The sequence below is a fragment of the Hydrocoleum sp. CS-953 genome (genome assembly GCF_002260545.1).
Lineage (GTDB): Bacteria > Cyanobacteriota > Cyanobacteriia > Cyanobacteriales > Microcoleaceae > Trichodesmium.
Window position 1 is genome coordinate 1 of record NZ_LGSU01001463.1, and the last position, 15,233, is coordinate 15,233.

The following is a 15,233-nucleotide window of genomic DNA, read 5'->3' on the forward strand; positions in this document are numbered from 1 at the left end:
GGGAGGACATCACCTCTGTCTAAACAGCGGTCAGGGTTTCCCAGACTGAAGAATCCCGCGTTGTCCCGTAAGGGCAACGTCGGGGGTATGTCAATAAATGTAGTAAATAACTGCATTAAAGGTGCGTTCAGACAAACAAATACAACAGCAGAATTCTAACTCCAGGGATTGGTCATGGCCACTATGGCCAATTTTACCCTTATACCCTTATGGTCAACGACGGACATTAAGAAAAGAAATAGTTAAAGATACAATCTGGACTTTTGACCAACTCCAGGGTATCTTCTATGTCACTGTGCCAATTAGGATGACAATAGTCAGAATGATTGGAGGTGGTTTGTTTGTCTATGCCCCAATAGCACCAACACGAGAATGTGTCAGACTTGTCAATGAATTGGTAGAAAAATATGGAGAAGTTCGCTGCATTATTTTACCAACTATTTCTGGCTTAGAACATAAAGTATATGTAGGACCCTTTGCGAGAAAATTTCCCACGGCGGAAGTTTTTGTCACACCCAACCAATGGAGTTTTCCTCTAAATTTACCCCTGAGTTGGTTGGGTTTACCAAGAAACCGTACCTACCTACTCCCGACTAATAGTGCAGATGCACCTTTTGCAGCAGAATTTGACTACGCGACTCTCGGACCCCTTGATATTGGTTTCAGACCTTTTGCAGAAGTAGCATTTTGGCATAGTCCATCCCAAACTTTACTGGCGGTTGATACTGTTTTATCTGTACCTGCTGAACCCCCGGAGATTTTGAATTTAGATCCCTATCCTTTATTATTTCATGCTAAAGATGATGTGTTTGATGTGGTAGAAGATACTCCCACAAATAGACGTATTGGGTGGCAAAAAATATGTTTGTTTGCATTGTATTTTCAGGTGGATGCTTTAGATGTAGTTCCTACAGGGAAAGTTTTGAAGAATGTGGGGAAAGCAGGCGATCGCTCGAAGCGTGCATATTTTGGTATCTTACCGTGGCGGTGGAAATCTGACTGGCAGCGTTCTTTTACAGAATTACGACAGGATGGGCGGTTGTTGGTAGCGCCTATATTGCAAACTCTGATTTTAAATCGCGATCCAAAACAGGTGATGGAGTGGGTTGAAAAGGTGGCAAGTTGGAATTTTCGCCAGATTATTCCCTGTCATTTTGATGCACCTATTCAGGTAAGTGGGTATGAGTTTAGGCAAGCATTTAGTTTTTTAGAAAAGGATAGTGGCGGGTATTTACCAGAGAGAGATTTACAGTTTTTGAGACAATTAGATGAAGGATTGAAGAAAAGAGGGATTTTGCGTTAAAAAAGTTGTAGCATGGAATCAAACTGGGAGTGTGGGGAAATGGGGAGATTGAGAAAGATTTGGAGCTATGTCAAAGATGGAACATTTTTTATACCGAATTAAGCTGATTTGATATTACTACTCTTTACTCCCTACTGCCTACTCCGTAAAACTAAGAAATTTTTTACCTTACCAGGATGGTTCTGTGCTATATAATAGTATACTATAGAAACATTTTCTTAAGGAGATTAACATGGATATTGTTCGTTTAATTTGTGCGATTTTTTTACCACCGCTTGGCGTATTTCTACAAGTAGGTTTTGGCGGTCAATTTTGGTTGAATATTCTTTTGACTTTACTAGGTTATATCCCAGGAATTGTTCATGCTGTTTGGGTTATTGCTAAAAGATAAATAGTTATTATGTATAAGGTGTAATATTCAGGTATTTCTGCTTTATATCATGTTCGTTTGAATACTTATAATTAGGTTAGTAGTTGGGCTTTAGACGAGATACATATTAAATCTAGTAGTATCGTTTAAATAAACGATAGAAACCGGGTTTATATGAAATTTCTTACTACACTGACATTTATTTTCCATAAACCCAGTTTATTACCGAATTATTAATAATTAATAATTAATAATTAATAATTAAATAATTATGGTTTAAAGCCTCTCCTTGGATAGGGGAAAAAAGCGGTCGTTAGCGTTAGCGTTAGCGAAGCTCCTCTTTCAGAGGCAGTTCCTCTTTCAGAGGCAGCATGACCTTAGGATGGGATGGCGTTTAGCTTACGCAAAACTTCGTTAACGCGGAGCGACTTGAATTGCGTTTTCGGCGCTTGAGCCGACATGAAACGCTGCGCGACATGAAACGCGGCTCTGCACTCTTCGGGAGACCTCGCCATATCCAATCTCCCCTTGAGAAGAAATAATATTTCCTTATCTTCAATTCCGTAGCGGTTTTAACCAGAGGTAATTATCAATTATCAATTAATGAAAGCAGTTTTCATATCAATAAACCACATCGTCATTACCAAAACCCTGTAGGGAATTTGTATGCAACTTCCCTACTTTTTGGTCTATCTTGCAGGAAAAGCACTGTAATACCAAATCCGGTTATTAAAAGTACCTTTTTCAAAATCCTCTCTAACATCCCCCCATCTCCCCATCTCCCCATCTCCACAAAAGGGTACTCTATAAACCGGATTTAGTATAAGATCCCGCAAAAATTCCTCTATTGAGAAATCACCGTATCTTCCCGGAACGCCAGGTTCTGAATACGCTCATCAGAGCTAGGATTTCCGTCAGCCTGGGTAAAAGCGCGGTCTGCCGTAGGGAAAACTTGATGGAAGTATTCTGCCAGTGAATCCTGCTCAGTACCGAAAGGAGCAAAGTCGGCAACCCCATCGAAAGGTTCTGCAATGGCCTCATCCCTCACCCCATTTTTGTTGAGGTCTTCTTCGGGTTCAAAATCACCATCGCTGTCACTATCCGGTTCGCCCAAGAGATCGACACGATTAAACAAAACCGGATCGGCACTCAAAAAACTGGGGTAAGGATAGCTGTCGCCACCATCAGCGAGATAGTTAACGGTAATTGCCCGGAAAGTGCGACTGGGATCTCCAACAAGTTCGCCATCTTGAGCAACCACATCAGATTCGCCATCGCCCAAAACGACTAAAGAGATTACCCGATCGCCAGCAGGACGTTCGTAATCGAAGCTAAACTTCAGACCGCCTACTTGGGGGAATTGACCGGGCGTTGCACCGGGAGCCGTCCCTGAAACCCCATGTTCAATAGTCTGTAAGAGTTGTTCTGCTGTTAGGGTAATCAGGGTGAGTCCGTTGTTGAAGCGGAGAGAGTTGTTGATGTCCAGTTCTGAAACTTGTCCTTCTGTTTTACCTGCCTCCGGATTTGCTTCTGGGGGCAACAGTTCAAAGTCATTGGGGTTGGTGCTACCACTAGCAGCGTTAATGATGCCGATGTTAGAACGGATGCTGCCCCCATTTTTCAAAGCAATCCGTGTTGTGGGGTCTATCGTTTTGGCATAAGCCAGGTCTGCATCGGAGGTCAGATTGCCCAGGTTGGTTTCTTCGGTGCGGACAAATGAGCGATCGCCCCGGAGGAAAACTGTTGTATTCCCAAAAACGTTACCATCCTGACTTGCGATAACCCCATTGAGAGCATCAGTAATAGCAACAATTTCCGGGTCTGGAGTACCACCAATAGCTGCAACCCCTTCTTCGTCAGTAGCGTAAGCTCCGCTGACACTTGGATCGATGCTTTCGGGGACAATGATACCATCGGCATCGAAATCTATCACCAGACGACCGACGTATGTGTAATTAGCTTTGGTGTTAACAACAGCGATATGGTTGCCGTCTGCATCAGTTTTGAGAATGGGATAGGGACCAGCACTGGTATCTCCAGCGCGGAGGCGGTCTGTTTCATCAGAGAGCAACGTATGGGAACCGCCCGCAACGATGATATCCACATTTCGCAGACGAGGAGCTAGTTCGTCGCGCTCAATATTCAACTGTTGCATGTGGGCTAAAAGAATTACTTTGTTGATGCCCGTTGCCGTCAGCTCGTCTACAGCAGTCTGAATGTCATTGGCTAGAGCGTCGTAGTCCGTGTTATTTTCAGGGAACACGGTCACGTCGCCAGAGGCTGCTATCGCTGGTAACAACGGTGTGGTTGCACCAACGATGCCAATCTTTTCGTCGCCAAGGGTAGCGATCGCTGTCCCTGCTAATTGTCCGGCTGAAAGCGTGCTAATCTCTTGTCCGTTTTCCGTCACCTTGTCCGCCAAGTCTGCATCTGTACCGAAATTTAAGTTCGCGCTCAGATAAGGAAACAATGCCCCACGGTATTCGCCGGAAGGTTGAATGATATTGCTAACTTCTTTCGTGCCCAGATCGAAATCGTGGTTGCCAAAAGTGGAGGCTTGGACGCCCAGTTGGTTGTGGATTTCGATATTGGCGTGGCCGATGCCAGCTTTGCCCACGGGGGTGTTATTCAGGCTCGGATCGCCACCCGCAAACAGGAACGGACTGGGAATGTAGTTATCGCCAGAGGAAAGGAAAAGGGTGTTGGGGTAGTCGTCTTTGAGGGTATTAAGGACAGCGGAAAAGCGAGGCGCGTCCTCCAATGCTTCCAGGCCAGCTTCAAAGTCAGAGGCATGGAGAAGTTGAAGGGTAAAGGTTGTAGCATTCGAGTCTGTAGCGGTGCTGGTAGCAGCGGGTTCGGATTTGCCAAACCAGCCAAACCCTTTGAATAGGTCGGATAGGCTCCATGCTGTCGCCGGAGGGACAGCGACACTCAAAAAGAAAGCGGTGGCGATCGTAACAACCACTACCTTCTTCCACAGATGCTTCCAAATACGATTCAAAATCATTGAGAAAAACCTCTAAATAAGAACATGAACTCTGGAAATATCGTCCAGAGGTTTAGTTTTTTGGCGATGGCCTCTGGTTAGGAAGCGATCAGCTCCGCTGGTGCCGGAGGCGATCGCTCACTTTCTGGACTCATCTAAAGTTTTTGTTTGTAGTATTGCTCTAGCCCGAACTATAGAAATTGCTAGAGCAATTCTACGAAGTTTAATTATAACTATTTAAAGCTTAACGCACCAGAAGTTCCTTAAGCCTCATTTTTGACAAAAAATAATGCGGTACGGGGACCGATTTCAATCCCACCGCGATTAGGAGAACCCCATTTGTTAATGTACTTTTGACCGTCATCACCGTAGTCTACACACATTTCAAAGTCGTATTGTAGCTCGTTGTAACAACCTACTCCTAAACCTGGCATTTTGGCTGCTGTAACATCAAATGTTTCGCCAGCTTTATTAATAATGGCTAAACCTTTGTCTCCACGCTCAACAAATAGTAAATTCGGACTATCTGCACTGTCAGCAATTTCGTTACCATTGCGATAATATTGGGGTTCTGCTATCATTTCTTCGTGGAATTTCGTTCCAGCAACAACTGTAGGCTCGAAAGCGTCAAACGTTAAAATCAAGGGGGTTCCTTCTTTTCTTGCTAAAACGTAAGCTGTTGCTAACACTAAATCATTCTTGTCAAATTTCCAATTATCGAACTGTCCTGGTGCCCAAGTATCATGGTTACGAGCAAATGTGACAGCATCATCACCTGGTAATGCACGCTGACTATCTGCTGGATTAACTAAAGAACGTAAGTCTCCTCCGTAACTAAAAGCATCTTTCAAGGTATTAACCAGTTGAAAATCTGTTACTTTGGGAAATACTGGAATATATTTCATGCTTTCGTCATAGTTGCGCCCAATAGCTTCACCATAATAAAACTTATCTTCAGGGATAACTTCCACGATCTTCTCTAAATCTTCAACAGAAATGTGTTTGACAGCATCAAAGCGGAAGCCGTCAATTCCCATATCCATCAGTTTTTGCATATACTCGTGCTGTTTCTGTTGGACATAAGGTAAGTCCGTCCTTAAATCTGGCAATCCTTCCTGATCATTGGGACTGCATAACCAATTATTTTCAACTTCGTAGGGATTATTATAGTCGGCGATACATTTTGCCTCGCGGAAGTATTCTTTTTTTGGATAAAGTGGATATGCTTCAGGGAAAGGCGCAACATCTTTATAAAAACGATAATTAGCCATGTGATTAAAGACCACATCAGCAATAACTTTAATTCCCCGTTCGTGAGCAGCGTCAATCAAATCCTTTAAATCTTGCTCCGAACCTAGATTTCCTTCTAGAACATAATCAAATGGCTGATACTGAAAGTACCAATATTTGTCTGAAGTGCAGGCATCATCTTCCCGTCCTGGTGTTTGATTGGGAGGCGAAATTTGAATATAGTTATATCCTGCTGCTTCAACTTCAGGCAGTTTTGCTGTGACGTTGGCAAAACATTCATCGAAAGCATGGTAGATAACATCTGCTTTAGCAGGAGCAGCATTGGAGGTTAGTCCAATAATTACTGCCAGGAAGCAGGTACAAACCCACGTTATGAGAAAACTGAAAGTCAAACGATTTTTGGTCTTCATAGATACGATTTTTGTTTCTACTTTAATTGCTGGACTTACACTCATTCAATTGTGAGATGCCAGGAAACGCACCTGATCTGACCCCCATTGATCCTCTCAGTCATGGGTGATCGATGGCTTATTTTGTGCTGAGAGTGTTACCCTAAAACCCCCTTTTTTGAACCACGCCAAATTATCGAATTTGTAGGGTTTCCGGAGAACGGTTTGTCAATATTTCGCAACCTGTATCTGTCAGAAGCGCTGTATTTGAAATGAAATAATCTCCTCGTCCTGTTTCCGTGAACCAGGAATGGAGGTGAAGAGCCATTCCAGCACGCAAAACTAAATCACCAGACCTACGAATTCCTGTGACGGCACTGCCACCTGTCCAGCTTGGAGGAAATCCAATACCGACCAGATACCCGCAGTGATGGCGATGGTAATCTCCGAGTCCAGCCTCTTCAGCAATGCCATGCCAGGCATCATAAACGTGTCCAACCGTGACCCCTGGTTGAATGGCATTGACGATGGATTGCATTCCTCGAATGGCCAACTCTGCGGCTTCCTCAGCTATAACAGGTGCTGATCCCACATAAACCAGGCGGCCCATGGGGGCCTGATACTTTCGATAGGCTGCGCCGATCTCGAGTAATACCGAATCGCCGTTTTCAAAAACATCCCCACGCCAGGTAGTGTGCTCGTCACCCGGCCTGCGTCGAGTAGAGCGAATAAACGGCCCAAATCCGGGATACTCACTACCTGCTAGTATCATGGCTCGATGACATTCCGCAGCCACTTCATAGTCACTGGCACCGGAATGCAACGCCTCAGTTGCGGCCAAAGTGCCAGAATCCGCCGCTATCGCTGCACGGCGAGTGTAATTCTGTTCCAAAGGCGACTGAACCATGCGCAATTCGTGTATCAGCGATGAGATGTCCGACCATTCAACACCCGGGAGTCCTTCTACTAGTTTTTCTGCAATATGTGCAGTCAGGAACAAGCTCTTTTTTTCGAGACCTAATCGTGCGCTTCCAAGACCTTCCTTTTTTATTATCGAGGCAAAAAACTCTCCCGAATCTTCTGTATCAGAATGACCTGCGAATCGAGTATTTGGCACCTGTTTCGAAACAGTGGCTTCTTCGATCGCTCGAGCTGCGATTGTGAGATCTCCGTTTAGAGGCACAATCAATACATGGCAAGCGAAGAAGCCCCAGTGATCGAGGCCAGTTAAATAATAGATATTTTCCGGGATGGTTACGATCAAACCATCCAGTTGGCGTTCTAGCATATTGGTGCGAACTGCCTTGAGCCGGTTGGCAAGCTCTTCTTGTGGAAATGGTTCATGAGTAGTCAAGGGTTATGTCCTCCTTTATATTTTTGTAATAATTTTTAGAATAGTTATTCATTGTAATGCTGATTACCATATCATATCTACTCAAATTTAGTCATGGCAAGAACGTAGGGGCGAATGGCCATTCACCCCTACTGACTTAATATCTACTCAGGTTTAGTTGCTGTTATAAAAACCATGAGATCGTTAAATTTCAACACTGACTTATCCTGATATTTTTCTTCGATTTCCTTTAAACCTGCTGCCAATTCAGTATCATTAAATGTAGAAAGCATAGACATATAACGATTTTCTACCATTTCAAAATACTGATTTTTTGGCACTTCTAAAGGGTACTCAATCATATCCATATCAACAACAAAACCTACTTGCTGAAGTAAATTAATCATTTCTTGATAGGGAGGTTGGTTTTTTTCAAACAACTCTAGTGCTTTCGTAAATAAAGGATGATCAATATCAGGTGGCCACAACAATAATAGAAAAATTCCCCCAGGAGTTAATCTTTGATATAAATTCTGGAATAGTATAAATTTTTCCTCTATATGATGTATAGCTTCTTTTAAGAAAATTTTGTTATAAATTCCTGGGTTTTTAGAGAATTTTACTCCATCCATTTCTATGGGATTTAATCGACTATTTGCCGGAATTTTTGCTAGCATTTCAGCAGAAGGATCGACGCAAGTAATCGGGTGCTGTAATTGAATTTGAGCGAGAATTTCTTGGCTATAAATTCCTGTTCCACAACCAATATCTGCCAAAGTATCTGTGGGAGTTAGGTGTAGATGTTCGATAATTTTTTGAGTTGTGAATTTAATATATTCAGGAGAGTACGACCAGAGATTATCGAAAATCTTGGCGATATTTTTGTAATGATTTTCGGAAGTGTTATATATCATAATTAATATTTTTGCTCAAATTTTTGACAACCTTTTGATATTCTAATACCAATTTCATAAACTTGGGCTACTCAGTACAGGAGTAGTCAGTAGCCAGTAGTCAGTAGTCAAGAGTTAAGGTGAGTAGCCTTACTTTTGGAATTTGGTATAAAGAGTTTAATATCTGTTGTAAAATTGCTAATACTTGGGCTAAATTACTATTCCTTAAACTCCTTCAAAATGGTACTCGCCGCTCTCCAACTTTTGAATCGCAGCGGACTTAATTTCAGGCGGACATAAACGAAACACTTTCTTACCGGGATTCTCAAAGTTCCCTTGCGCTAAACTTTGCACCCCACCAGCTTTAAGAAAACAGAGCGCTTCCACCAACAGTTCTCCGCACAGTCGGTTGATAGCAGCCAGTAGTTGTGGGTAAGTGGCTTTTGGCTGTAGATATAACCTCTGTCTTGCAATTATCGGCCCACTATCCACCCCTTCGTCGATGAAATGTACGGTAACGCCTTGGGGGAGATCGTGAACGATCGACCAAAGATAGGGATTATTCCCCCTAACAGTCGGCAAATATCCAGGATGCACATTGACAATACCCAGCTCGGGAATGCGTAGGATATTCTTGTTGCGGATAATCCGGGTATCCCCCAGCACAATCAAATCTGGACACAATGCTGTCAGTAGTTCTTCAGATTCTGCGTCGTTATGATTGGCAGTCTCGACACAGCGAACATTGCGTCCAGCGAGAATCTCTGGCAGAGATCGAGGCAATGGGGTTTCCGCTGCAATCTTTTGCAATTGCTTCTCAAGTTCCTGCCTACCTGCTGTAGCAGAATCGGAACACTCCTCAATCACGAGGGCAGGTTCCAATCCAGCCTGGAGCAGGCGCTCCAGCATATAATTTCCTCTGGGGTGTCCCTTAAGATTTAGGTAAGCAAAGGTCATGCGATCTTTTTTGCGGTTTACTATGAATTGCCGGGCATCCGGAACTGCCTGGTAGGAGTTATCCGGGAGATACACTTCTGGACTACTAAGGGGAGGGTTAAACACGGATATAATCCGCATATCCTTGCTAGCCCTGAGGTAATACTCGTCATGTAGATTCAGCGCATACAGAGTACCGGGGGTGAGTTGATAAATATTTCCACTCTCAATAACTTCTATTTCACCTTCACCTTCCACACAATACAACGCCTCCACATGATTTTTATAGCAGATATGTGTTTCTGTATTGGCAAATATAATGGTGTCATGAAAAGAGAATCCCATTTGATCCTCTTTCAAGAGTAACTGCCGACTCACCCAGTTTTTATTCTCAGCAAATACCTCATGTTCGGTGCCGATAATCTCTTGCAAACGACGTAATATCATGCTTGCTCCTCTTGTGATTCAAACGATTGCTTAACTGATTTTTCAATAATATCGAGACCTTCAAGGAGCAACTCATCTTCAATAGTTAAAGGCGGCAGCAACTTGAGAACCTCATTGTACGGTCCGGCAGTCTCAATAATCAATCCCTGTTTAAAGGCGTTTCTGGATACTTTGCAGCTAAAACCCTCTTCAGGAATTTTCAAGCCCTGGATTAATCCCTTCCCTCGAACTTCCATGTTCACCTCTTTGTATTGGTTGGCTATATTTTGCAGCCTATCTTGTACAACCAGGCTTTTTCTGATTACCGCATCTTTTAAACCGTCATCTTTCCAATAATTCAACAAGGATATCGATGCAACAAAAGCCAGGTTGTTACCTCGAAACGTTCCTGTATGCTCTCCCGGTTTCCACTGGTCATGTTCCGGCTTGATGAGTACCAAAGACATGGGAAGTCCACCACCGATTGATTTTGCCATCACTACAATATCGGGGCTGATTCCAGCATCTTCAAAACTGAAAAATGAGCCGCTTCTGCCGTTACCCACTTGGATATCATCTACGATCAGCAGAATGTCAAAGTCTATGCATATCTGTTGAATTTCTTTCAGCCAATTCCTGCTAGCAACATTAACTCCACCCTCTGCCTGTATTGCTTCCAGGATGATAGCTGCAGGTATATCAATGCCACTGCTTGGGTCTTCAAGCATTCTTCTTAAGAAAGAGGCTGTATTATGCTCAGGACCAAAATAGTTGTCATAGGGCATGAAGCTCACGCAGGCATCCTGTAAAGAGAAATTATTCCGATAGTATGAGTTGCCTGTAACACTCAGTGCGCCCTGAGTAAGGCCGTGGAATGCGTTGGTAAATGCGATAATGCCGCGCCGTTTTTTTACGGTTCGACTGAGTTTTAGAGCAGCTTCGATTGCGTTCGCTCCTGTGGGACCAGTGAACTGCACTCTGTATTCAAGATTCCGAGGAGTCAGAATTAAATCTGAAAATTGTTCGAGAAACTCTTTTTTAGAGCGGGTCTCTTTGTCTAAGCTCAGAAGGATGCCATCTTCTTGCAAGTAAGCAATTAAGGCTGCACTTACTTCCGGTGGATTATGTCCGTAGTTTAGGCTCCCAGCGCCTGCAAAAAAATCAATGTATCTTTTGCCTTCTTCACTGTAAAGCAAAGCATTCTTCGCCTTTTCAAAGACTGCGGGGAACGATCTGCTGTAAGTGCGTACATTGGATTCGAGTTTTTCAAAAATACTCATATTAACTACATATCATTTTCATTTGGTGCATGGTAAACAGAGCGATCGCTTAAAAATTATCTACAGGACTACCAAATTTATTTATAATTTTTAGGTAATTAGAACTTACACATTGACATAATAACAAAATAGTGCATTAAATAAAGAGATTTTATGGGCTAGAGCAATACTACTAGCCTTCATTATCACTATTCAACTGGAGATTATATAATTAAGCGAAACCCAATGTGAGTTGTTCCCGTATCAGGAGCTTGAGACTCTCTGGCCGCAGGTCGATAACGACTACAATAATTTTTAGCACACAGGTAAGAACCACCTTTAATAACGTGCAAAGCTCCTTCCTGGGGTTTGATCGGATCGAAACTGGCGGTTTTGTCAGGTCCGAGGGGGTTTAAACTATGGTCTTTCCCAGAATGTCCGACTTGATACCAGTCTGAGGTGAGTTCCCAAACATTTCCTGTCATGTCATAAAGTCCATAACCGTTGGGGGGAAAAGATTCTACCGGAGCTGTGCCTAAATAGTTATCTTCTTTAGTATTGAAAAACGGAAACATCCCTTGCCAGGTATTGGCTTTCTTGGCAGAATATTGATTTCCCCAAGTAAATTCTTGCTCTTGAAGACCACCCCGCGCTGCATATTCCCATTGAGCTTCTGTGGGTAGAGATTTTCCAGCCCAATTAGCATAAGCAACTGCATCCTCATAAGCGATGTGAACTACAGGATAATTATCTTTGCCTCTGATGTTGCTCTTCGGACCGTAGGGATGTTGCCAATTAGCACCCACTGTCCAATGCCACCAGCTTAAATAAGCAACTTGTTGTATGCCTTCGGAGGGGGGTTGAAATACGAGGGAACCAGGTTGTCGTTGGTCGTCGGTTATATTGGGAAATTGTGATTTTGAGAGGGGGCGTTCGGCAATGGTTTTATAGCCTGTTGCTTTGACAAATTTGCGGAATTCGGCGTTGGTGATTTCGTGGCGATCGATGCAAAAATTATCTACTGTGACGTCACTTGCAGAAATTTCTGATGGATAATGAGAATCCGATCCCATTGTAAAAGTTCCTCCAGGAATAAATACCATTCCCTTTGGACAACTATTATCTGTAGAAGATGCTTGTGCTGGTTTGGAGAAAGGGAAAATAAGGGATATTGTTAGGAAACAGATAATAAGTGATTTATGACAAAAAGTTTTCATAAAATGATTGAGACTTCGATAATACAACGTATTAATTTAATTTAGCATCAGGTGATATCAAATCCGGATAAGGCGTTGCTGAATTAAGGGATGAATCTTAAGTGGGACAGGCATCCTGCCTGTTTCTGCCTGTTTCTGCCTGTCCGAAAATATCAGGAACGGGCAAGATGCCCATTCCACAAAACTGTTAAAATCATCCCGCATTTATGCAACGCCATCAAATCTGGATAATTACTATACCCAAGTCATTGCGACTGCAACGGAGTGTAAGGAAGCAATCTCAAGGATTTTCGTTATTGCTTCCTATCGTCGCAATAACGACTTTTTAACCACATTATATATGAGCGATGTTGGGAAAATTAATCATCAATTTAAACTTCTCGAAAATAGCTTGAACAGTTGTCAAGATAAATAGGAGGATCTATTTTCAACAATAGTCTTCAAAAGATCCTCCTAAATTCTACTTATGTGTACACCTTAGTGTAATCAGCTAATAGACTTAGTTTAGTCCTCAAGATTCATATTCTCAAGATCGTCTAACAGCTCTTGCAATTGCCCATCAATGGTAAAGGAAGCCGGAACCTGACGGGGAGGATAGTCCCGAAACGTGTCCAGGAATTTGCCAACGTAATATTGGCTTGGTGGAATGATGAACGCATGATTGGTCTTCCAAATGTCATAGTACGATGATTCTCCTGGCGCACGCTCAAAAGGATCGCGACGCAGGTTAAGGACAATAGGAATCCTCAATTTAATAAAAGGCTCAGACCAGACCTTGGCACCTTTTTCCCGTTGCTCGCTAAAGATCAGTTTCCAATCATCATAGCGCAAAGCTGAGGGATAAGCATCATCCGTGAGATAGAACATCTCGTGACGGGGTGCTTCTACTGGCAACTCAGCAATTGCTGGGTTTTTACGTCGTAATTTTTCTAATTTAGAGGGGTTGATCCTGTCAAGGTAATCTAGGCGAGGTAAAAAGTTATACCCATCTAAGTGCAGCGGATGGAAATCCCGATCGTTGGCTTCATAAACCACGGGGAGTTCAGCGCCATCGCAGGTACCGTCTGTTGGAGCCTCTTCTTCAAGACAAGGGTTGAGCAATTGAGTCTTAACATCTTGAAGTTCTTCAGCTCCAGTTGCCGAAGCTAGAGTTGGTAACCAATCTGTCATGGAAATGATATCATTGGACACGACACCACCTTTCCAACGGGCAGGCCAGCGCACCAAAAAGGGAACCCGGAAACCACCTTCCCAGTTGGTGTTCTTTTCCCCATGGAATGGAATAGTCCCACCATCAGGCCACTTATAGAATTGTGCTCCATTATCTGCGGTGTAGATAACGATCGTGTTGTCTGCAACACCCAACTCATCAAGTTCGTCGAGCAGCTCGCCCACCATAGCATCGTTTTCTACCATACCATCAGCAAAGAGTCCTTGACCGGTGACGCCTTCCGACTCAGGCTTCAAATGGGTATATACGTGCATCCGGCTGGGGTTCAACCAGACGAAGAAGGGCTTGTTGTTATCGACTGCCTTTTCCATAAAGGCTACGGCTGCACCTTGAAACTCCTCATCCACAGTAGGCATCCGAGCACTACTCAGGGCTCCTGTGTTGCAAATCACTTGGTGACCCACGGGGCCTTTTGTTAGAATTTTACTTTTAGGACCATCTTCATCTACAACATAAGAAACAAGTTTCTTATAACGTGGAAGTGATTCATCATAAATACAGGGATGCTCTGGAACTAGAGAATCATGAAGTTCCTTAGCTTCTGCCACTGTCTGAGGCGATCCTTCCACCCTCGTATCATAAGAATGGAGAACACCCTTGGGACCATACTTTTTAACGTAGTCACCGTCTGGTCCGCCTGGATAATCAGCGTTTTCTGGCTCTTCCTCAGAGTTCAGGTGATAGAGATTGCCATAAAACTCTTCAAAGCCATGATTGGTGGGAAGAAATTCATCGCGATCGCCGAGGTGGTTTTTGCCAAATTGGCCTGTAGCATAGCCCTGTTCTTTCAAAATTTCAGCCAGGGTAATATCTTCCGTGCTGAGTCCCAAACCAGACCCTGGGAGACCTACTTTGGTCAAACCAGTACGTCCAGGGCTTTGACCCGTGATGAATGCTGCCCGTCCAGCAGTACAGCTATTTTCTGCATAAGCATCGGTAAAGCGAATTCCCCCTTCAGCAATGCTATCGATATTTGGGGTACGGTAGCCCATCATGCCGTCATTGTAGGCACTGAGGTTAAACCAACCCACATCGTCAGTCATGATGACCAGAATGTTAGGTGGGCTGGTGGTCTCCTGGGGTAACGTCTCTTCAGAGGCATTTACAGCCCCCTCCATTGTGTCACCTGAAATGCTAGGTGTGCTAGCCTCCTGGGGCCACCTTTGTTGAAAGGCGTCTAAAGCCTTCATCATTAAGTCACTTGAAAGCCCCATTTTTTCCTTGGGCAGCTCAAAATTAAAGTTTTGATGAGCAAAAGCAGGAGCGATCGGGAGCCAGGGTAGCATCCCCGAAAGGAATAGTAGAAGGGAGGTCGCGATCGCGATTCCCATTTTTATAACTCGTTTCACAAACTAAAAAACTCCTTAATTTGGGTGGTGTTTTCTTTTTGTTGCATTCAATCAGGACTTACGCAAAGTATTGAAAATACGCTCTCCGTAGAGGGCGAATGTAGATAGCGAATGCCATTCGCCCCTACTAGATATCGTAATTCTGCGTAAGTTCAAGAGAATTGTAGGTTGGGTTTCACTATCGCTCAACCCAACATTGTTAGGACTCTGTTGGGTTTCGTCCCTCAACCCAACCTACATTATTGTTGATTTTTAGGCTTAACTGAACTATATCGATCCAAATCGAACTA

General features: G+C 43.5%; 10 protein-coding genes. 2 read left to right on the forward strand and 8 right to left on the reverse strand.

The features are described from left to right. Positions 1-121 precede the first annotated feature (121 nt). Both AFK68_RS31360 and AFK68_RS31365 read left to right on the forward strand, forming a co-directional pair. Positions 122-1,303, forward strand: a complete 1,182-nt coding sequence (locus AFK68_RS31360; protein ID WP_094678000.1) for a DUF4336 domain-containing protein — start codon at positions 122-124, stop codon at positions 1,301-1,303. Positions 1,304-1,535: 232 nt separating this feature from the next. After that, positions 1,536-1,694: a YqaE/Pmp3 family membrane protein gene (locus AFK68_RS31365; RefSeq protein WP_094678002.1), complete on the forward strand. Its 159-nt coding sequence runs from the start codon at positions 1,536-1,538 to the stop codon at positions 1,692-1,694. An 823-nt stretch (positions 1,695-2,517) separates the two neighbouring features. On the opposite strand, the gene AFK68_RS31370 is transcribed toward AFK68_RS31365, so the two are convergent. From AFK68_RS31370 to AFK68_RS31405, 8 genes are all read right to left on the reverse strand, one after another. After that, on the reverse strand, positions 2,518-4,680 hold the full coding sequence (locus AFK68_RS31370) for a bifunctional metallophosphatase/5'-nucleotidase (RefSeq protein WP_094678004.1): 2,163 nt from the start codon (positions 4,678-4,680) through the stop codon (positions 2,518-2,520). 242 nt (positions 4,681-4,922) lie between these two features. Next, on the reverse strand, positions 4,923-6,365 hold the full coding sequence (locus tag AFK68_RS31375) for an alpha-amylase family glycosyl hydrolase (RefSeq protein ID WP_210407720.1): 1,443 nt from the start codon (positions 6,363-6,365) through the stop codon (positions 4,923-4,925). Between the two features lie 127 nt (positions 6,366-6,492). After that, complete coding sequence (locus AFK68_RS31380; protein WP_094678006.1) at positions 6,493-7,653, reverse strand: Xaa-Pro peptidase family protein; 1,161 nt, start codon at positions 7,651-7,653, stop codon at positions 6,493-6,495. Positions 7,654-7,796: 143 nt separating this feature from the next. Beyond that, positions 7,797-8,546 (reverse strand): class I SAM-dependent methyltransferase, encoded by a 750-nt coding sequence (locus AFK68_RS31385; RefSeq protein ID WP_094678008.1) that lies wholly within the window; start codon positions 8,544-8,546, stop codon positions 7,797-7,799. A 204-nt stretch (positions 8,547-8,750) separates the two neighbouring features. Beyond that, positions 8,751-9,908: an ectoine synthase gene (locus AFK68_RS31390; RefSeq protein ID WP_094678010.1), complete on the reverse strand. Its 1,158-nt coding sequence runs from the start codon at positions 9,906-9,908 to the stop codon at positions 8,751-8,753. Next, positions 9,905-11,167, reverse strand: a complete 1,263-nt coding sequence (gene ectB / locus AFK68_RS31395; protein ID WP_094678012.1) for a diaminobutyrate--2-oxoglutarate transaminase — start codon at positions 11,165-11,167, stop codon at positions 9,905-9,907. The genes AFK68_RS31390 and ectB overlap by 4 nt, the downstream gene beginning before the upstream one ends. A gap of 203 nt (positions 11,168-11,370) precedes the next feature. After that, positions 11,371-12,363: a formylglycine-generating enzyme family protein gene (locus tag AFK68_RS31400; RefSeq protein WP_094678014.1), complete on the reverse strand. Its 993-nt coding sequence runs from the start codon at positions 12,361-12,363 to the stop codon at positions 11,371-11,373. Between the two features lie 504 nt (positions 12,364-12,867). Next, positions 12,868-14,943: an arylsulfatase gene (locus tag AFK68_RS31405; protein WP_210407722.1), complete on the reverse strand. Its 2,076-nt coding sequence runs from the start codon at positions 14,941-14,943 to the stop codon at positions 12,868-12,870. Positions 14,944-15,233: the final 290 nt, after the last annotated feature.

Bases quoted from the DNA above. Each gene is read 5' to 3' on its own strand.
- AFK68_RS31365 (WP_094678002.1), top strand. From the start codon at position 1,536: ATGGATATTGTTCGTTTAATTTGTGCGATTTTTTTACCACCGCTTGGC.
- AFK68_RS31370 (WP_094678004.1), bottom strand. From the start codon at position 4,680: ATGATTTTGAATCGTATTTGGAAGCATCTGTGGAAGAAGGTAGTGGTT.
- AFK68_RS31375 (WP_210407720.1), bottom strand. From the start codon at position 6,365: ATGAGTGTAAGTCCAGCAATTAAAGTAGAAACAAAAATCGTATCTATG.
- AFK68_RS31385 (WP_094678008.1), bottom strand. From the start codon at position 8,546: ATGATATATAACACTTCCGAAAATCATTACAAAAATATCGCCAAGATT.
- AFK68_RS31390 (WP_094678010.1), bottom strand. From the start codon at position 9,908: ATGATATTACGTCGTTTGCAAGAGATTATCGGCACCGAACATGAGGTA.
- ectB (WP_094678012.1), bottom strand. From the start codon at position 11,167: ATGAGTATTTTTGAAAAACTCGAATCCAATGTACGCACTTACAGCAGA.
- AFK68_RS31400 (WP_094678014.1), bottom strand. From the start codon at position 12,363: ATGAAAACTTTTTGTCATAAATCACTTATTATCTGTTTCCTAACAATA.